We start from the raw sequence: 16,386 nt of genomic DNA, 5'->3' as shown, positions 1-16,386 counted from the left end.
CGGCATCCTATCCTCCCCATCGGCTCCGGTTGCCCGAAGGTAGCCTGGCTTTCGGGGGAGTCGAGCATCACCGCGCCAAAGTTGCAGCTCTCGGGGATCGGCGCGTGCTTGGATGCTCAGGAAGGCGAGTTCAGTTGACGGAAGACACGCGTATGCGCGGGGGGCGAAGCCTGGCCGAGGAGCTCGAGAGCTACCTCGGTGAATGGTCCGGGCGTACCGGGATCGTCGTGGAGACCTGGGCGTTGCCCACCGTCGATGTGCCGTCACGCATCGCCCGCGGGGTGCTGGTCGTGATCAGGGAGGCCCTCGACAACGTCGAGCGCCACAGCGGCACCACGACGGTGTCCATCGCGGTCACCGTGGGGAAGAGCGGACTGAAGCTGACCGTCAGCGACCACGGCAACGGTTTCTCGCTCAACCAGGCCGCGCGCGGCATCGCCCGCATGCGGGCCTCGATGGCCGAGCTGGGCGGCAGCCTGTCGGTGACCAGCGTGCAGGGCGAGGGCACGACCGTATCGGGGATCGTGCCCAGGCGTTAGGGGAGCGTCAGGATCTCGCTGCCGCTGTCGGTCACCAGGATCGTGTGCTCGAACTGGGCCGTACGCTTGCGGTCCTTGGTCACCGCGGTCCACTTGTCGGGCCAGATGTCGTACTCGATCGTGCCCAGCGTCAGCATCGGCTCGATCGTGAACGTCATTCCCGGCTTCAGCTCCACCTGCAGCGACGGGTCTTCGTAGTGCGGCACCATCAACCCCGAGTGGAACGTGGTGCCGATGCCGTGCCCGGTGAAGTCGCGCACGACGCCGTAGCCGAAGCGCTTGGCGTAGGCCTCGATCACCCGGCCCACCACGTTGAGCTGACGGCCGGGCGCCACCGCCTTGATCGCGCGCATCATCGCCTCGCGGGTGCGCTCGACCAGCAGCCGCGACTCCTCGTCCACGTCACCGACCAGGTAGGTGGCGTCGGTGTCACCATGCACGCCGCCGATGTAGCCGGTGATGTCCACGTTGACGATGTCGCCGTCGCGCAGCACGGTGTCGTCGGGGATGCCGTGGCAGATCACCTCGTTGATCGAGGTGCACAGCGACTTGGGATAGCCGCGGTAGCCCAGCGTGCTGGGATAGGCGCCGTGGTCGATGAGGAACTCGTGGCCGATCCTGTCGAGCTCGTCGGTCGTCACGCCGGGCCTGACGTGCTTGCCCACCTCCTCGAGGGCCTGCGCGGCGATCCGGCCGGCGACGCGCATCCTCTCGATGAGCTCGGGCGTCTTGACGTCGGACTCGCCCGTCTTGGGATGCTTCTTGCCGACGTACTCCGGCCGTTGGATCGCGGCGGGCACCTTACGCATGGGCGAGACTCGCCCGGGCTGGAGCAGTGTCGTCATGAAACCTGAGTCTACGGGGCATCATTGGTGGCGTGAGCGATGGCCAGTGGTGGTTCTGCCTCAAGCACATGCGTGTCGAGCCCGAGCAGGGCTGCCCGAACAAGGACCGCATGGGCCCCTACGCGACCGAAGAGGAGGCCGCGGGGGCCCTGCAGCGCGCGGCCGAACGCAACAAGGCGTGGGACGAGGCCGAGCGGGACGACTAGGGCACGATCGCGTAGGCCCGCACGGGGAAGGTCCCCAGGCCGGCGATCATCGGCGGCGCCGCGTGGAAGCGGAAGCCGTCGTCCGGCAGCGTGCCCAGCCCCGTCATGTGCTCCACCAGCGGGATCCCGGCCGCCAGGAACCTCGTGTGGGCCGGCCGCTCGCCGCGTGGCGGGGTGGCGTCCATGTTCAGGGAGTCGATCCCGACCAGCGCCGCGCCCTGCTCGGCCAGCCAGCCGGCCGCCTCGGGCTCCAGGTAGGGGTGGCCGGCGAAGTAGTCCTCGGTGCCGAAGTGGCGGTCCCAGCCGGTGTGCAGCAGGACGGCCTTGCCGTACACCTCCCGATCTTTCACGAGATCCAGCCCCACGGACGGCAGCCCCTCGGCGCGGACCACCAGCCCGGGCAGGTCCACCAGCCTGTCCAGCGGGAACTCCGACAGGTCGGAGCCGTCGGGGTAGCGGTGGAAGGGCGTGTCCACGTACGTCCCGGTGTTGGTGGCCAGGGTGATCATGCCGATGGTGAACTCGGTGCCAGGGGCGTAGACCTGCTTGGAATCCTCCCTGCTCAGGTGCACGCCGATCTCCGGGGCCGGGATGCCGGGATATGTCACCATCCCGTGGGTGATGCGGTGGCTCAGCTCGACGATCATTGGGAAACTCCCTGACGAGTGGCGGTGCCCAGCTTGATGACGGTCGCGATGCCGATCGCGGCCCACACCAGGTTGAGCCCGGCCGACGGCCACGCGGCGTTGTAGGCGCTGTTGACCATGAGGCTGACCGCGCCGACCAGGTTGATGAGCTGGTACGGCAGGCCGTCACCCGACATCCGGGACGACGACACCATGCCGTAGCCGAACAGCAGTAGCGCGGCGCCGATCCAGCCGACTGCCGCAAGCAGGAAGTCCATGGGGGCCATTGTCCGGATTCGGACCCCTGAAGGGCAATTAAAGAAAGCTAACGTGGCGCGTAAGCTGACCTGCATGGACATCGACCCCCGGCGCCTGCGTGTCCTGTACGAGGTCCACCGCCGTGGCGGTGTCATGCGCGCCGCAGAGGCGCTCTTCCTGACGCCCTCGGCCGTCTCCCAGCAGCTCGCCCAGCTGGAACGCGAGGTCGGTCTGGCGCTCATCGACCGCTCGCAACGCCGCGTGTCGCTCACGCCCGCCGGACGCGTCCTGGCCGGCTACGCGGAACGGGTGGAGGACGAGCTTGCCGAGGCCAAGCGGGAGCTCACCCGCTTCACCGAGCGGCTGGCCGGTCCCGTCAGGATCGCCGCGTTCCCCACGGTGATCAAGCACATGCTCGTGCCCGCCATGCGCGACCTGGCGGTCAGGCATCCCAAGATCGCGCCGACCATCCACGAGGTGTACGGCCAGCCCGCGCTCCAGGAGCTCCGCCTCGGCGCGGTCGACGTGCTGATCACCGAGCACGACATGGGGCTGCCGGCGCTGGCCCAGCCGTCGCTGGCGACCCGGGCGCTCTACGTGGACGAGTACCGCATCGTGGTGCCGCCCGGCTGGCCGCTCCCGAAGGAGATCGACGACCTGGCCGACACGCCGTGGGTGGCGGGGGAGCCCGACCAGGCCTGCGGTCAGGCCCTCGACCGCCTCGCCGGGCTGCACGGCTTCGCCCCCCGCAAGGTCCACGTGATCACCGAGTTCGGCCCGACGCTGGCGCTGGTGGCGGCCGGTCACGGTGTGGCCATCGTGCCCGGGCTCGCGCTCCTCGACGTGCCGGAGGGGGAGGTGCAGGTCAGCGAGGTACGCAACGTCGGAGCCCGCCGCCTCGCCGCGGTCACCCGCATCAGCCGTACGGGCTCGGGCGAGCCGGATCCCGTCCAGGCCGTCGTCATCGCCGCCATCGAACAGGCCACCCTCAACCTCGGCCAATCCCTCGAAGCCCACCTCACCCCCGCCTCGGTGGAGCCCTGACCGGGCGCTGTCCCAGGCGCCGGTGCACGCGAAAGTCGGCGGCCCGCCGTACAAGATCCGTAGAGCAGGGTCAGTCGGGGAGGGCCGGGCCGCTGACCTTGTCGAGGAGGCGGGCGAGGCGCTCGCGGAGGGTGGGGCGCTGGGCGATCTCGCCCGCGGCGGCGCTGACCAGGTGCTGCGCGCCGTCGAAGGTGACCAGCCCGTGCTCGGGCACCGCGATCGCGTCGTGCGCCAGCCCGACGAGCTCGGCGTCCCCGCTCTCGAGTGCGAGGATCGTCGCCCCGGTACGGCGCGCGTCGTCGACCCGCTCGAGCAGCGGCACCGGCGCCTTCTGCTCCGCCACCACGAACAGCGTCTCCCCGCGGGCCGCCTGCTCGAGGCGGTCGAGGCCGATCCGCAGATGGGCGGGCGCGTCGGCGGGCGGCTGCCAGCGCACCAGGGTGGGCGTCAGCTGGGTCAGCCCGGACAGCCTGGCCTCGTCGCCGAGGTGCGCGGTGAGGTGCCAGGGTTCGTCGTCGGGCGTGCCGACCAGCAGCAGCCCGCCGGGGGACCGGGTGGTGCGCAGCGCGAGACCCAGCTCGCGGGTGCGCTCCAGCCAGCCGGTGTCGGTGAGGAGCTCGCGGAGGAAGGCGACCGACCCTGAGTCCATGCCGTCCATGATGGTTCACTTCGGGCCTTGACAAGGTGTTACTCGCGGGTAACGATCGGCTCGCGGCGCCGCCCTCCCACGAGTGGTCCCCCACGAGAGGGGCGGCACATGAGATTACGTAGATTACGTGTCCGCGTCAGCCTGTCCGCCATCCTGCTGCTGATCCTGTCGCTCGTCGCCATCCCCGCCCGCGCCGCCGCGCCCGGGGATGTCATCTCCGCCCAGCCCACCACCGTCTACGCGTTACCCGGCAAACTGCTCGAAGTCCCGGTCAACGCCTGGCACCTGCTCTACACCTCCACCTCCGCCACCGGCAACGCCAACGCCGTCTCCGGCACGCTGCTCGTGCCCAAGGCCTCCTATCCGCTCGGCCGGCGCCCCATCATCGGGTACGCCGTCGGCACCCACGGGCTCGGCGACCAGTGCGCGCCCTCGGTCAGCATGAGCCAGGGCACCGAGGCGGAGCTCGCCCTGGTCAGCCTCTTCCTGCTCAAGGGCTTCGCCGTGGCCGTCACCGACTACGAGGGCCTCGGCACGCCCGGCGAGCACACCTACATGGCCGGGATCTCGCAGGGCCACGCCGTGCTCGACTCGATCAGGGCCGCGACCCGCGTCTCGGGAGCCGGGCTGTCCGACCGCGCGCCGGTGGCCGTCATGGGCTACTCGCAGGGTGGCGCGTCGGCCGCCTGGGCCGCCCAGCTGCAGCCCTCCTACGCACCCGAACTGCGGCTCAAGGGCGTGGCCGCCGGCGGTGTCCCCGCCGACCTGCACGCCGTCGCCGACCACCTCGACGGCTCGGCCAACTTCGGTCTGGGCGCCGCGGCCGGGGTCGGTCTGGACGCCGCCTATCCCGAACTGCGCCTGGTCGACGACCTCAACGCCCGCGGGCGCGCCCTGCTGGCCGACGCGGCCGATGACTGCGTGGGCGACCTGAGCAAGCTCGCCGGGCTGCGCTTCTCCGACCTGAGCACGGTGGACCTGCTCAACCAGCCCAAGTGGCTGGCCCGCCTGTCGGAGAACCGCCTCGGCGCCCAGCCGCCGCACGTGCCGCTCTTCCTCTACCACGCGCAGGGGGATGAGATCATCCCGCAAGAGATCGGTTCCACGCTGCGCTCGGAGTACTGCCGCGCCGGCGTCACCGTCCGCTGGACCTCGCTGCCCGCACCCAGCCACGTCCTCGGCGCGGTCGAGGGCGGCCCGCTGGCCATCGAATGGCTGGCCCTCCGCATCCTCGGCCTCCCCGCCCTGTCCAACTGCTGACCGCGCTCGTCATATCCCCGGGCCCCTGGTGCTCTTTCATGGTCCTGTACGGCAGGCCGCCCCAACCGGCCGCCCTCCGCACTTCGGCCAGGGGCCCGCGCCCGGCGCTTCCGGCGAGTCGAGGACGCTCTCCCGCCGCCACGACTCCGCCCCACCCCAGTACCGGGGTACCCGGACCGGCTCACGGAACGAGGCCCCGGTACCGGGGGTACGCGGGGCGGGCCGCCGTACGTAGACCCCAACCCCGGTACTGGGGCTCCCGCGCTGGGCCGCCGTACGAAGGCGGGAAAAGGTGATCTGGCATGATCTGACCCATGACTGACGTGAGCGGGCTTTCGGTAGGCATCCTGGGCGGAACGGGTGATCAGGGGAAGGGGCTGGCGCGGAGGTTCGCGCTGGCGGGGCACCCTGTGGTGATCGGGTCGCGCAACGCGCAGCGGGCGCAGGACGCCGCCGACTCGATCGGTTCCGGCACCCGGGGCGCCGAGAACCACGTGGTCGCCACCGAGACCGACATCGTGATCGTGGCCGTGCCGTACGAGGGGCACAAGGCGCTGCTGGAGTCCCTGCGCACCGAACTGGCCGGCAAGATCGTCGTCGACTGCGTCAACCCGCTCGGCTTCGACAAGCAGGGAGCGTACGCGCTGAAGGTCGAGGCGGGAAGCGCCGCCCAGGAGGCCGAGCAGGTCCTGCCCGACAGTCGGGTGGTGGCCGCCTTCCACCACGTGTCGGCCGTGACGCTGCTCGACCCCGAGGTGGACAAGATCGACCTGGACGTGCTCGTGCTGGGCGACGACCGCGAGGCCACCGACCTGGTCCAGGCGCTGGCCGCCGTCATTCCCGGCGTGCGCGGCATCTACGGCGGGCGGCTGCGCAACGCCCACCAGGTGGAGGCGCTGACCGCCAACATCATCGCGGTGAACCGCCGCTACAAGGCCCACGCCGGCATCCGGATCACCGACGTCTGACGTCCAAGCACGTCAAAACACAGGGGGAGCCAGGCCCGGGAGGGCAGGGCTCCCCCTTCGTCATGTCAAGGCTGGAGCCCATACTCATTGGATTTCCCCCGGTCAAGGCGGTGGACAATCACCACATGCCTGGTTAAGGTACAAAATATTAGAGTTCTACCGGGGGGCTCTTTTGGCTTTTCAGCGACTCAAAGACAACTTCGAATTGGTGGCCAAATACGGCGACACGGTGCCGCTGTATTTATTCTCCGATCTGTTCCTGCGCGCACCCGAGCTACGGGAAATGTTCCCGCTCACCATGCGCAACCAGCGGGCACGGCTGATGACCGCGCTCGCCTTCGCCGTCGAGCACGCGGGCGACATCCCCGAGATCACCCCCTACCTGCACCGCCTGGGGCGCAGTCACCGCAAGTTCGGTGCCGAGCCCGAGCACTACACGCAGTGGGGCGCCAGCGTGGTCGGCACGATGCGGCGCTTCTCGGGACCCGTGTGGAACGCGGAGCTGGAGGCCGAGTGGCACCGTTTCCTGGGGGAGATCACGCGGGTGCTGGTGGAGGGCGCTCAGCTCGACGCGGCCACGCGCCCCGCGCGGTGGACCGCCGAGGTGATCAGCCATGAACGGCGGGCCGTCGACACGGCGGTGCTGCGCCTGCTGATCGACCGCCCCTATCCATATGTGCCAGGCCAGTCGGCGCCCGTGGAAGTGGCTCGCCGGCCGAATACGTGGCGTTATTATTCGATGGCCAACATGCCGCGCCAGGACAATACGATCGAGCTGCACGTGAAAGCGTCCGGCGTGGTAAGCCAGACACTTGTGCGCCATTTACAGGAAGGCGACACGATAAAGCTCGGCGCGCCGGTCGGCACGCTCACGCTCAATCCCACCACGGGCAGAAATCTGCTGCTGATAGCGGGCGGCACGGGTTTGGCGCCGATCAAGGCGATTCTCGAACACGTCACCCGGCTGCCGGTGCCGCCCTGGGTCAGCCTGTTCTGCGGCGCCCGCGAGCCGGAGGGCCTGTACGACCTGGCCGCGCTGCGCACCTGGGCGGCCCGCTACTCCTGGCTCAACGTCACCCCGGCGCTGTCGGACGTGCTCGATCCCGACATGGCGCCCTCGGGCACGGCCGGCGAGGTCGTCGGCCGCTACGGCCGCTGGGACGGTTACGAGGCCTACATCTGCGGGCCGCCGGCCATGGTCGACGACACGGTCGGGCGGCTGCGCGCCAACGGCTTCAACGACACCCGCATCCACCTGGAACGATTCGCCGGCACGGTGGCCACGCCGCCACAGAGGTTCGCATCATGACTGACAACGTGGAGCAGTTCCACGCCAAGTTCTCCGCCCCCGCCGAAGACGTGGTGCCCTGGCAGGAGCCGGGGCAGAACGGCCACAAGGAGACGTGGGAGGAGCCGCAGTGGGACGAGCCACGGGCGACGGCCGAGCCCTGGGAGGCGCGCACCGCCGACTGGCTCACCCCCGCGCAGTTGCGGTCCGTGGTGTTCCGCCGGGCCGCTTTCGGCAAGCGCGGCCTGGACGAGCAGCAGGTCAACGCCTTCCTCGACCGCGTCGAGCAGGAGCTGACCGTGCTGCTGCAGGAGAAGCGGGCCCTGGAGGCCGAGGTGACCCGCCTGCGCGAGTACATCGCGGGCACGTCTCCAGCGGAAACGCCGCCCCAGCCGGCCCCGCAGGAGGAGCCGGTCGGGAAGGAGCTTGACACCAAGCAGGAGGAGCACGTCCCCGTGCAACAGGCGGTGAGCCGGGTCCACGAGGCGCACGTCTACGCGGCGAGCATCCTGTCTCAGGCCCAGCAGACCGCCGACCAGTACATGCAGGAAGCGCAGCAGTACAGCAGGGAACTGGTCGAGGACGCCCGCCGTCGCCGCGCCGAGCTGCTGGCCAGGGCGGTCGAGCAGGGCGAGGACGAGCAGGCCGAGCACCTCAGGGCCACCAACCGCCACTACCGCGGCAACCTGCGTGACTCGCTGCGCGTGGTGCTGGCCAACCTGGAGGAGTGGGAGAGGACCGAGCTCACTGGGCTGTCAGAGCGACAGAAGGAGGAACCCGGGCAGCCCTGATCGCCGGGTAGATCCCGGCCAGCGCCCCGATCAGCAGCGTCGTCCCCAGCGCCCCGCCCAGCGCCCACATCGGCACCACGGCGGGCAGCGCGTTGACGCCCGCGTAGCCGAACGTGGCCAGCGCCCCTCCGGCCACGCCGAAGGCCCCGCCCGCCACGGACAGGATCAGCGCCTCCACCAGGAACTGCGTGCGCACCTGCGCGCGGGTGGCCCCCAGCGAGCGGCGCAGCCCGATCTCCTTGCGCCGCTCAAGCACCGCCACGACCATCGTGTTGGCCACCCCGACCGCGCCCACGAACAGCGCGACCGCGCCCAGCCCCAGCATCAGCCCGGTGAACGCGCCTGCCGCCGCGGCCTTGGCCTTCAGCGCGTCCGACGGGCGGCTCACCTTGGCGTCGCTTGGCCGCTCCGGGCTGACGGTCCTGGCCAGCGCGTCCCGCACGATCTCCACGCTCTGGTCGTCCGACCGCTCGTAGACCGTGGTCGGATGGCCGTCGAAGTTCAGGTACTCCTCGGCGGCGGGGAACCCGACCAGCGCCGACCGCTCGATCTCCTCGGCCAGCGGCATCCGGTCCAGGATCCCGATCACGGTGAACCACCGGTCGCCGATCCAGACCTGGGCGTCCGGCGCGGTGAGCCCGAGCCGCTCGGCCGCCACGGATCCCAGCACCACCGCCGGGTGCCGCTCGGTCGCCGCGTTCAGCCAGGTCCCCGAGCGGACTTTGCCGTCCAGCGTGCCGAGCAGGTCCAGGCTGGTGGCCTGCACGCTGATGCCGAGCGAGACCTGGCTGGAGATCAGGTCGTTGCGCCTGACCGTGGCCTTGGTGTCGCCGGTCTGGCCGGTCTCGCGCACCCCGTCGATGCGCAGTACGGCTGCCGCCGCCCCCTTGGGCAGCTTGACCGGGTCACCGCCGAACAGGTCGTCGCCGGGGGAGACCCGCAGCAGGTTCGTGCCGAGCGCGTCGAGCTGGCGCAGCAGCCGGGCCTGGCTGGAGGCGGAGATGCCCACGACGGTCACCATGGTGGCGATGCCGACCGCGATGCCCAGAGCCGCGAGCAGCGCACGCACCGGCCTGGCGCGCAGCCCGGCGGTGCCGAGCCTGACCAGGTCGGAGGGCCGCAACCGGACCGGGCGCAGCGGCCCGCTCACGGCGTGATCCGCCCGTCGAGCACCCGCATCCTGCGCGGGCAGGCCGTGGCAACGTCCAGATCGTGGGTGATCAGCGCGATCGTGATCCCGGCCGCGTTGAGCGAGCGGAACACCGACAGCACCTCGGCGCCGGACTCGGTGTCGAGGTTGCCGGTCGGCTCGTCGGCCAGCAGCAGCGGCGGCTCGCCGGCCACCGCCCTGGCCACCGCGACCCGCTGCATCTGACCGCCCGAGAGCTGGTGCGGCCGGTGCCGCAGCCGGTCCCCGAGCCCCACCCGTTCCAGCGCCTGGGCGGCCCGCGCGCGCCGGACCCGCAGCGACAGCCCGGAGTACAGCAGCCCGTCGGCCACGTTGTCGAGCGCCGACAGTCCAGGAGCCAGGTGGAACTGCTGGAAGACGAAGCCGATGTAGCGGGCGCGCAGCGCCGACAGCTCCCGGTCCGACAGCCGGTTCACGTCGTAGCCGGCCACGCGGACCGTGCCCGAGGTGGGCCGGTCCAGGGTGCCGGCGATCTGCAGCAGCGTGGACTTGCCCGAGCCGGACGGGCCCACGATGGCCACCATCTCGCCCTGGCGGATGGTCAGGCTCACCTCGCGCAGCGCCCGCACGCTGCCGTAGGTCTTGCTGACCCGGTGGATCTCCAGGATCGGCCGGCTCATCGTCCCGCCACCGCCACCCGCATGCCCTCGGCGATGCCCTGCCCGCTCACCTCGACCCGGCCGCTGCCGAACGCGCCCGTGGTCACCGGCACCCGGCGGCCGTCGGCGAGTTCGACCCCGTAGCCGCCCTGCGGCAGGGCGAGCAGCGCCTCGACGGGGACGCTGAGCACGTTCCTGGCGCGCTGCCGCCGCAGCTCGACCGTGACGGGAGCCTCGTCGAGCGCGCCCACGGCCTTGGCCGGGACCTTGATCTCGACCTGGACCACGGCCTGGCCCTTGTCCTGGCCGTTCGACTTGACCAGTTTGGCCACCTTGGCGACCTTCGAGATCGTGCCCGTGACGGGCCTGCCCTCGGCCAGCTTGACCGTGACCTTCCTGCCCGCCCGCGCCACGTCCTGCTTGTCGGCGTCCAGGTCGATGCGGACCAGCCGCTCAGTGGTGGTGACCTCCAGCACCGGCCGCTGAGGCGCGACGCGGTCGCCCACCTCGACGCTCGTCGCGCTCACCCGGGCCGCGCCGGGCAGGAACACGACCTGTCCCGCCCCCACCCGGCCCGTGCGCTCCAGCCCGTTGTGCTTCTGCCATCTGCGTACGGCTCGCGCGGTGGCGGCGGTGAATCTGCCGTCCACGGTCACGCCCTTGCCGAAGCCGAGCGCGCGGAGGTTGCGTTCGAGCTGTTCGACGTCGGGTCCCTTCTTGACGCCATCCTCCAGGTCCCGGTAGGCGGGCAGCTCGCCGTACAGGAGGAGCTGCGGCTTGCGGTCGACGCGGTAGAGCGCCTGGCCGCGGGTGACGACGCCGCCCTCGGACGGCAGGCCGGTAACGGTGCCCGCCTGGCCGGCCTTGATCGTGCGGCCGTCGGCGAAGGTGAGCTTGCCGTCCACGCTCTCCTGGTCGATCAGGTCGCCGCGGGTGATCGCGGCGGTGGCCGTGGCGGGCGGGTGGGTGGCGGGGGCGGCGGCCTTCGCGGCGTGCGGGCCGTCGTGGAAGAACGCCCCCGCGGCGAACACACCTCCCGCGGTGACGGCCGCACCGATCGCGGTGGTCTCCAGGGCGACGATCACGCCCTTCATCGGGCCCCTCATTGCGACCCGCCGAGGCTGGGCACGAACTGGCTGCAGGCCTGCATGGCCTTCTGGAAGGAGGGGTCGTTGGGGTTGAGGTTCCAATTCTGCTGGGGCGGGTCGGGCATGTCGATGCCCTGCTTGCGCATGCACTGGGCGAACTTGACCAGCTGGTCGCGGACCTTCGGGTCGTCGTAGGGGTTGGGGAGCTGCTTGGCGTACTGCTCGCAGGCCTTCAGCGCCTTCTGCAGCGTGGCCTGGTCGCCGGTGTAGCGCCAGTTCTTGGCCTCGGGCGAGCCGGGGTCGGGCATGTCGATGCCGTTCTGCCTGATGCACTGGGTGAGCTTGGCCTGGGCGTCGGCCGGGCTGAGTGAGCCGGCGGGCCCGGGCGTCCGTGGACGTGTCTGTGTCTGCTGTACGGCGGGCCGCTGCGTGCCTCCGGCGATCGCGATGGCGATCGGGTGCCGGGAATCGCGTTGCGTGCAGCCGGCCACCAGCAGCATCACCATCGCCGCCACCAGGCAGGTGATCTTACGCATGTCCCCCTGTTTCCCCCTACGTCACGTGATCGGTGCGCGCCGCCCGGTCCAGTCGAAGGTCCTGCCGGTCGCCACGTTCACCACGAGCGCGGTGACGAACAGGCCCGCCACCGCCGGCCAGGTGGCCGACAGCCTGCCCAGGTAGGCGGCGTCGAAGACGAAGTCGTTGAGCTGCGCCAGCGGGTTGAACGTGGTGATCTGGTACAGCCACGGCGCCACCCCCTGCCAGCCCTCGCGCGGCACCCCCATGCCGCTGGTGAGGAACAGCAGGACGAAGATCGTCGGCGCGGCCACCCTGGCGCCCGACTCCGGCAGCCGCAGCCCGCCGAGCAGCAGCCCCACGCTGAACGTGCAGTAGGCCACCACGACCAGCGCCCCCGCGAAATACAGCGGATGCCAGGTTCGCGGCGCCCCGTAGATCGCGAACGTCACGGCCACGAACAGCGCCACGCTCGCCACCACCAGCGCCGCCGCCACGGCGACCTGGGCGGCGATGAAGCCGCCGTCCGTCAGGGGAGTACGGCGCAGCCGCCGCAGCATCCCGCTGGCCCGGTCGCCCGAGACGTTCAGCGCGATGACCACGATCCCGACGGAGGCCGCCACGGTCCCTGCCATCTCGGCCGCCAGCCGGTCGATCACCCTGATGCCGGGCATGGCGCCGAACTCGATCGTCGGCAGCGAGAAACCGATGAAGAGCATCAGCAGCAGCCACACCACGAACGGCAGCGCCACCGAGGCCAGCCACGCCACCGGCGTCCTGGCCAGCAGCACCAGCTCGCTCCGCGCCAGGATCCACGCCGCCCGCAGCGGCCTGCTCTCCGGCGCGCCCGTCGCGGTGCTCACGAGCCCTGCTCCAGCGCCGCCGGAACCTCGCTGGGGCCGACCAGGCGTCCGGTCAGCGTGAGGGGTTCCCGATCGCGCGCGGCCTCCTGACGCCCCTCGGCGGACAGGACCAGGTAGGCGTCGCGCAACGACGTCGGGCGGACGCGGTTGCCGTTGATGCCGGGCAGGTCCCTGGCCGCGCGCTCCAGGGCGGGACGCTCGCCGTACAGGTAGGTCGAGGAGGAGCCGCGCAGCACCTGGACCTCGGGCGGCTCGCCGACGCGGACCTGCGACGGGACGCGCAGCACCCAGTCGGCGCCGAGCAGCCCGAGCAGGCGCGACGGCTCGGCCTCGGCCAGCACCCGGCCGGCGCGCAGCAGCACCACGCGATCGGCCAGCCGTTCGGCCTGGGCCGGGTCGTCCAGCATGAGGCACACCGCGCCGTAGCCGGCGCTCAGCTCGGCGATCACCCGCTCGATGCGGTCCCTGCTGCCGTCGCGCAGGCCGCCCATCGGGTCGTCGAGCACGACCAGCTCCGGATTGCCCGCCAGCGCCAGGGCCACCTGCGCCCGCCGCCGCTGCCCCTCGGTCAGCGCGCCGAACCGCCTGCCGAGCAGCGTGCCCAGGTCCAGCAGGTCCACCAGATGCGCGGGCAGGCCGCGCGTGCCGTACAGGCCGGCGAACAGCGCCAGCGCCTCGCCGACCTTCATCCGTGCCGGCGGGTCGTCGTCGCGCAGGCTCACGCCCACGCGGCCGTTCGGCTCGACGTGACCGGCGTCCGGCTCGCGGGAGCCCGCCACGCACTCGGCCAGCGTGGTCTTCCCGCTGCCAGGCGGTCCGGCCACGCACACGACCTCGCCCCGCCGTACGGTGAACGACACGCTCGCCAGCACGCCCGCCTCCAGATCCGACACCCGGAGCAGCGGCGTCATGACGGGCCCCGCCGGTGGAAGGCGTCGGCGATCGTGGCGCCCAGCTCCAGGTAGGTGTCGCGGGTCCGCGGGCGCAGCAGGTCCAGGTCGACCTCGTAGCCCTCCTCCAGGTGCGGGTCGAACGGCACGCCGACCACCGCCCGGCAGCGCTTGGAGAAGTGCCCCTTGAGCTCGTCCACGTCGACGGCGTTCTTGCGGAGGTTCTTGATCGCCGACAGCACCACCACGGCGTTGGTCGCCAGCGGGCGGTGGCCGTGCGCCTGCAGCCAGTCCAGCGTCGCCGAGGCCGAGCGGGCGCCGTCCACGGTGATCGGGCTGACCAGGATGATCTGGTCGGCCATCGCCAGGATCGCGCTCATCGCCGAGTGCAGCATGCCTGTGCCGCAGTCGGTGATCGCGATCGAGTAGAACTGGTCGAGGATCTCGGCCACGGCCGCGTAGTCGTTGGCGTTGAACGCCTCCGAGATCGCCGGGTCCCTGTCGGAGGCGAGCACCTCCAGCCTGGACGGCGCCTGGGAGGTGTAGGAGCGGACGTCGGCGTAGCGCCTGATGCCGGCGCGGTCGTTGAGCAGGTGGCGGATCGTGGCGGGCGACTCCAGGCGGAGCTTGTCCGACAGCGTGCCACGGTCCGGGTTCGCGTCGACGGCGATGATCCGGTCGCCGCGCTGGGCGGCCAGGGTCGAGCCGAGGGCGATCGTGGTGGTGGTCTTGCCGACGCCGCCCTTGAGGCTCATCACCGCGACCCTGAAATGGCCCTTGGCCACCGGCTGGCGGATGCGCTCGACCAGGTCGTGGCGGTGGCGTTCCAGCTTGGAGGGAGGCGGGTGGATGAGGCCGCCGGTCACCTGGTAGACCAGCCTGCGCCAGCCGCCGGCGGGCGGGCGCCTGCGGTTGCGGAGCAGGCGGTCGGGGCGCAGGCTCTCCGAGGTCGTGTAGTCGGGAGGCTCCGCGTCCGCGGGCAGCTCCTCGATCCCGATCTCGGGTGGCGCCGCCACGGTCCCGTTCCACGACGGCTCGGGGTCCGCGGTCTGCGGACGGTCGGCCGTACCCAGGTCGGTGTCGGTGCTCGCCGCGGCGAAATGGCCTAAGCGGCGTGGCTGGGGGATCACCGGTTGCTCGGCGGAATCCGGCCAGCCGGGACCCGGCTGCCACGGCAGCACCGGCGGGCTCTCCCCGTCGACCGCCGCCGGGTTGGGCGGTGGGAACCGGAGGGCGCGCTCCTGGTCCGGATCGAGCACCCGGCGCGGCGCGTCACGCCGCACCCACTGGGTGGTCTTGCTCTGATCGTAGGCCGCCGACTCGTCGGCCGAATCAAACACCCCGTCGTCTTCAGGTTCGCCGTGCATAGTGCCCCGTTCGCCCTCTTACTGACTCGCATCGGCTGCTTCCTGAGTTCACTCCATGGTTAACAACGTAGCAAGCCTCATTGCCAAACTAAAGACCCATATATCACCTTAAAGCGCGATCGACAATTATCGTGACCGCGACATAAGGGACATCGAGCTCGATAGTCACACTGGTTCCCGCACTTACCCGATCCCAACCGCGCTCGCGCGAATTGTCGTCAACTTGCCATTGTGGCGTGCGTTATAGCAGGTCAGAGGCGAGATTCAGGCTATCTGGAGCCCCAGCGTCCGCCAATGGGTGCCAAGTCTTGCAGATTGACAGACGTATTCACTGGTGTTTGCATGATGCCTCAAATGGGCTAGTCGGGGAAAAGTCATATACTAGCCCGCCAACTTCGCATGTCACATCAAACAGCCAACCAAGGCACGAAGCGGACATATCTCCAACGGGGTGTGTGACTCGGAAGTGGTGGTTGCACTGAGCATGAAACCGATGCTGCAGGCAGAGAACTTAACGAAACGATACGGGCCGGTGCTTGCGGTGAGTAACGCGAGCTTTGCCATCAGATCGGGCGCGATAACCGGATTCCTCGGGCCGAACGGCGCAGGGAAATCCACCACGATGCGGCTGTTCCTGGGGCTCGACCACCCCACGTCGGGCGCCGCGCTGATCGACGGGAAACCCATCCACGACTGGCCGGTGCCGGCCCGCAAGGTGGGCGCCGCGCTGGACACGCAGTGTGCCCACCCCGCCCGCCGGGCCATCGACAGCGTGCGCTGGGCCACCAAGCTGGCCGAGGTTCCCACCAGCCAGGCGGAGGTGCTGCTCGACCGGGTCGGTCTCACTGAAGTGGCAGGTCAACGGGCCGGCCGCTTCTCGCTCGGCATGCGTCAGCGCCTGGCCCTGGCCATCGCGCTGGCCGGCAACCCGGAGATCGTCATCCTGGACGAGCCGATGAACGGCCTCGACCCGGAGGGCATCGTCTGGATGAAGGGGCTGCTGCGCCAGTTCAGGGACCAGGGGCGGACGGTCTTCGTCTCCAGCCACCTGCTGGCCGAGCTGGAGGATCTGGTCGACGACCTGGTCGTCATCGCGCAAAGCAAGATCATCGGAAGTGGCTCGGCGGCGGCGTTCATCGAACGCTTCCAGGCCGACACGATCTCCGTCATGTCCGACAAACCGCAGGCCCTCGGCGCGGCCGTGGTCAGGGCGGGCGGCCAGGTGCTGGACGGCAACGGACAGCGGATGCAGATCAGCGGCATCACCGCCGAGCAGCTCGGCGCGCTGGCCCGCGACGAGAACGTGGCCATCTTCGGCCTCACCGAGGAACGCAGCCTGCACCGCGCCTTCGCCAACGCCACGGTCGACCGGGCCGAGATCAAGGGGGAGGTGGGCTAGC

19 protein-coding genes are annotated in these 16,386 nt (G+C 70.7%); 8 read left to right on the top strand and 11 right to left on the bottom strand.

Annotated features, from left to right (window positions below):
• Window positions 1–152 precede the first annotated feature (152 nt).
• A complete protein-coding gene (locus ACIBHX_RS12620) occupies window positions 153–539 on the top strand; it encodes a sensor histidine kinase (RefSeq protein WP_397066918.1) in 387 nt (128 codons plus the stop codon).
• On the opposite strand, the gene map is transcribed toward ACIBHX_RS12620, so the two are convergent.
• Entirely contained in the window at window positions 536–1,384 is an 849-nt protein-coding gene (map, locus tag ACIBHX_RS12615) for a type I methionyl aminopeptidase (protein WP_397066917.1), read from the bottom strand. The genes ACIBHX_RS12620 and map overlap by 4 nt on opposite strands.
• Before the next feature lie 32 nt (window positions 1,385–1,416).
• On the opposite strand from map, the gene ACIBHX_RS12610 reads away from it, so the two are divergent.
• Window positions 1,417–1,590, top strand: a complete 174-nt coding sequence (locus tag ACIBHX_RS12610) for a hypothetical protein (RefSeq protein ID WP_397067085.1) — start codon at window positions 1,417–1,419, stop codon at window positions 1,588–1,590.
• Here the strand turns inward: ACIBHX_RS12610 and ACIBHX_RS12605 are convergent.
• Together ACIBHX_RS12605 and ACIBHX_RS12600 are read right to left on the bottom strand one after the other, a co-directional pair.
• Complete coding sequence (locus ACIBHX_RS12605; RefSeq protein ID WP_397066915.1) at window positions 1,587–2,237, bottom strand: cyclase family protein; 651 nt, start codon at window positions 2,235–2,237, stop codon at window positions 1,587–1,589. The genes ACIBHX_RS12610 and ACIBHX_RS12605 overlap by 4 nt on opposite strands.
• Window positions 2,234–2,494, bottom strand: coding sequence for a hypothetical protein (locus tag ACIBHX_RS12600; protein WP_397066913.1), 261 nt, complete (start codon window positions 2,492–2,494; stop codon window positions 2,234–2,236). Before ACIBHX_RS12600 ends, ACIBHX_RS12605 begins: the two co-directional genes overlap by 4 nt.
• Window positions 2,495–2,567: 73 nt before the next feature.
• Between ACIBHX_RS12600 and ACIBHX_RS12595 the strand changes: the two genes are divergently transcribed.
• Entirely contained in the window at window positions 2,568–3,518 is a 951-nt protein-coding gene (locus tag ACIBHX_RS12595) for a LysR family transcriptional regulator (RefSeq protein WP_397066912.1), read from the top strand.
• 70 nt (window positions 3,519–3,588) lie between these two features.
• On the opposite strand, the gene ACIBHX_RS12590 is transcribed toward ACIBHX_RS12595, so the two are convergent.
• The gene (locus ACIBHX_RS12590) at window positions 3,589–4,167 is read right to left on the bottom strand and encodes a hypothetical protein (protein ID WP_397066910.1); all 579 of its coding nucleotides are present in this window, start codon (window positions 4,165–4,167) and stop codon (window positions 3,589–3,591) included.
• Window positions 4,168–4,275: 108 nt separating this feature from the next.
• On the opposite strand from ACIBHX_RS12590, the gene ACIBHX_RS12585 reads away from it, so the two are divergent.
• The 4 genes from ACIBHX_RS12585 to ACIBHX_RS12570 all read left to right on the top strand — a co-directional run bounded on the left by ACIBHX_RS12585 (window position 4,276) and on the right by ACIBHX_RS12570 (window position 8,474).
• On the top strand, window positions 4,276–5,427 hold the full coding sequence (locus ACIBHX_RS12585) for a lipase family protein (protein WP_397066908.1): 1,152 nt from the start codon (window positions 4,276–4,278) through the stop codon (window positions 5,425–5,427).
• Window positions 5,428–5,741: 314 nt separating this feature from the next.
• Window positions 5,742–6,395, top strand: a complete 654-nt coding sequence (gene npdG, locus ACIBHX_RS12580; protein WP_397066906.1) for an NADPH-dependent F420 reductase — start codon at window positions 5,742–5,744, stop codon at window positions 6,393–6,395.
• Window positions 6,396–6,603: 208 nt separating this feature from the next.
• Window positions 6,604–7,704, top strand: coding sequence for a globin domain-containing protein (locus ACIBHX_RS12575; RefSeq protein WP_397066905.1), 1,101 nt, complete (start codon window positions 6,604–6,606; stop codon window positions 7,702–7,704).
• Entirely contained in the window at window positions 7,701–8,474 is a 774-nt protein-coding gene (locus ACIBHX_RS12570; RefSeq protein WP_397066903.1) for a DivIVA domain-containing protein, read from the top strand. The genes ACIBHX_RS12575 and ACIBHX_RS12570 overlap by 4 nt, the downstream gene beginning before the upstream one ends.
• Here the strand turns inward: ACIBHX_RS12570 and ACIBHX_RS12565 are convergent.
• Genes ACIBHX_RS12565 through ACIBHX_RS12535 form a run of 7 tightly spaced genes read right to left on the bottom strand, consistent with a single transcriptional unit; the run spans window position 8,428 to window position 14,959 of the window.
• Entirely contained in the window at window positions 8,428–9,624 is a 1,197-nt protein-coding gene (locus ACIBHX_RS12565) for an ABC transporter permease (protein WP_397066902.1), read from the bottom strand. The two genes, ACIBHX_RS12570 and ACIBHX_RS12565, sit on opposite strands and share 47 nt — an antisense overlap.
• Entirely contained in the window at window positions 9,621–10,283 is a 663-nt protein-coding gene (locus ACIBHX_RS12560) for an ABC transporter ATP-binding protein (protein WP_397066900.1), read from the bottom strand. Before ACIBHX_RS12560 ends, ACIBHX_RS12565 begins: the two co-directional genes overlap by 4 nt.
• Window positions 10,280–11,356, bottom strand: a complete 1,077-nt coding sequence (locus ACIBHX_RS12555; protein ID WP_397066898.1) for an efflux RND transporter periplasmic adaptor subunit — start codon at window positions 11,354–11,356, stop codon at window positions 10,280–10,282. Before ACIBHX_RS12555 ends, ACIBHX_RS12560 begins: the two co-directional genes overlap by 4 nt.
• 8 nt (window positions 11,357–11,364) lie before the next feature.
• A complete protein-coding gene (locus ACIBHX_RS12550; protein WP_397066896.1) occupies window positions 11,365–11,886 on the bottom strand; it encodes a hypothetical protein in 522 nt (173 codons plus the stop codon).
• 21 nt (window positions 11,887–11,907) lie between these two features.
• Window positions 11,908–12,729, bottom strand: coding sequence for an ABC transporter permease (locus tag ACIBHX_RS12545; protein WP_397066894.1), 822 nt, complete (start codon window positions 12,727–12,729; stop codon window positions 11,908–11,910).
• The gene (locus ACIBHX_RS12540) at window positions 12,726–13,640 is read right to left on the bottom strand and encodes an ATP-binding cassette domain-containing protein (protein ID WP_397066893.1); all 915 of its coding nucleotides are present in this window, start codon (window positions 13,638–13,640) and stop codon (window positions 12,726–12,728) included. The genes ACIBHX_RS12545 and ACIBHX_RS12540 overlap by 4 nt, the downstream gene beginning before the upstream one ends.
• Window positions 13,637–14,959 carry an AAA family ATPase gene (locus ACIBHX_RS12535; RefSeq protein ID WP_397066891.1) on the bottom strand — a complete coding sequence of 441 codons (1,323 nt, stop codon included), beginning with the start codon at window positions 14,957–14,959 and terminating at the stop codon, window positions 13,637–13,639. The genes ACIBHX_RS12540 and ACIBHX_RS12535 overlap by 4 nt, the downstream gene beginning before the upstream one ends.
• Before the next feature lie 511 nt (window positions 14,960–15,470).
• Between ACIBHX_RS12535 and ACIBHX_RS12530 the strand changes: the two genes are divergently transcribed.
• Entirely contained in the window at window positions 15,471–16,385 is a 915-nt protein-coding gene (locus ACIBHX_RS12530) for an ABC transporter ATP-binding protein (RefSeq protein WP_397066889.1), read from the top strand.
• Window position 16,386 lies beyond the last annotated feature (1 nt).

It is taken from the genome of Nonomuraea sp. NPDC050536, assembly GCF_044457685.1.
Lineage (GTDB): Bacteria > Actinomycetota > Actinomycetes > Streptosporangiales > Streptosporangiaceae > Nonomuraea.
Note: the sequence above shows the minus strand (reverse complement) of the source record. Positions and strands in the feature narration are given on the sequence as shown.

Excerpts from the sequence above, each read along its gene's own strand:
- ACIBHX_RS12620 (WP_397066918.1), top strand. The coding sequence starts at position 153 with ATGCGCGGGGGGCGAAGCCTGGCCGAGGAGCTCGAGAGCTACCTCGGT.
- map (WP_397066917.1), bottom strand. The coding sequence starts at position 1,384 with ATGACGACACTGCTCCAGCCCGGGCGAGTCTCGCCCATGCGTAAGGTG.
- ACIBHX_RS12605 (WP_397066915.1), bottom strand. The coding sequence starts at position 2,237 with ATGATCGTCGAGCTGAGCCACCGCATCACCCACGGGATGGTGACATAT.
- ACIBHX_RS12600 (WP_397066913.1), bottom strand. The coding sequence starts at position 2,494 with ATGGACTTCCTGCTTGCGGCAGTCGGCTGGATCGGCGCCGCGCTACTG.
- ACIBHX_RS12595 (WP_397066912.1), top strand. The coding sequence starts at position 2,568 with ATGGACATCGACCCCCGGCGCCTGCGTGTCCTGTACGAGGTCCACCGC.
- ACIBHX_RS12590 (WP_397066910.1), bottom strand. The coding sequence starts at position 4,167 with ATGGACTCAGGGTCGGTCGCCTTCCTCCGCGAGCTCCTCACCGACACC.
- ACIBHX_RS12585 (WP_397066908.1), top strand. The coding sequence starts at position 4,276 with ATGAGATTACGTAGATTACGTGTCCGCGTCAGCCTGTCCGCCATCCTG.
- npdG (WP_397066906.1), top strand. The coding sequence starts at position 5,742 with ATGACTGACGTGAGCGGGCTTTCGGTAGGCATCCTGGGCGGAACGGGT.
- ACIBHX_RS12570 (WP_397066903.1), top strand. The coding sequence starts at position 7,701 with ATGACTGACAACGTGGAGCAGTTCCACGCCAAGTTCTCCGCCCCCGCC.
- ACIBHX_RS12560 (WP_397066900.1), bottom strand. The coding sequence starts at position 10,283 with ATGAGCCGGCCGATCCTGGAGATCCACCGGGTCAGCAAGACCTACGGC.
- ACIBHX_RS12555 (WP_397066898.1), bottom strand. The coding sequence starts at position 11,356 with ATGAAGGGCGTGATCGTCGCCCTGGAGACCACCGCGATCGGTGCGGCC.
- ACIBHX_RS12550 (WP_397066896.1), bottom strand. The coding sequence starts at position 11,886 with ATGCGTAAGATCACCTGCCTGGTGGCGGCGATGGTGATGCTGCTGGTG.
- ACIBHX_RS12540 (WP_397066893.1), bottom strand. The coding sequence starts at position 13,640 with ATGACGCCGCTGCTCCGGGTGTCGGATCTGGAGGCGGGCGTGCTGGCG.
- ACIBHX_RS12530 (WP_397066889.1), top strand. The coding sequence starts at position 15,471 with ATGAAACCGATGCTGCAGGCAGAGAACTTAACGAAACGATACGGGCCG.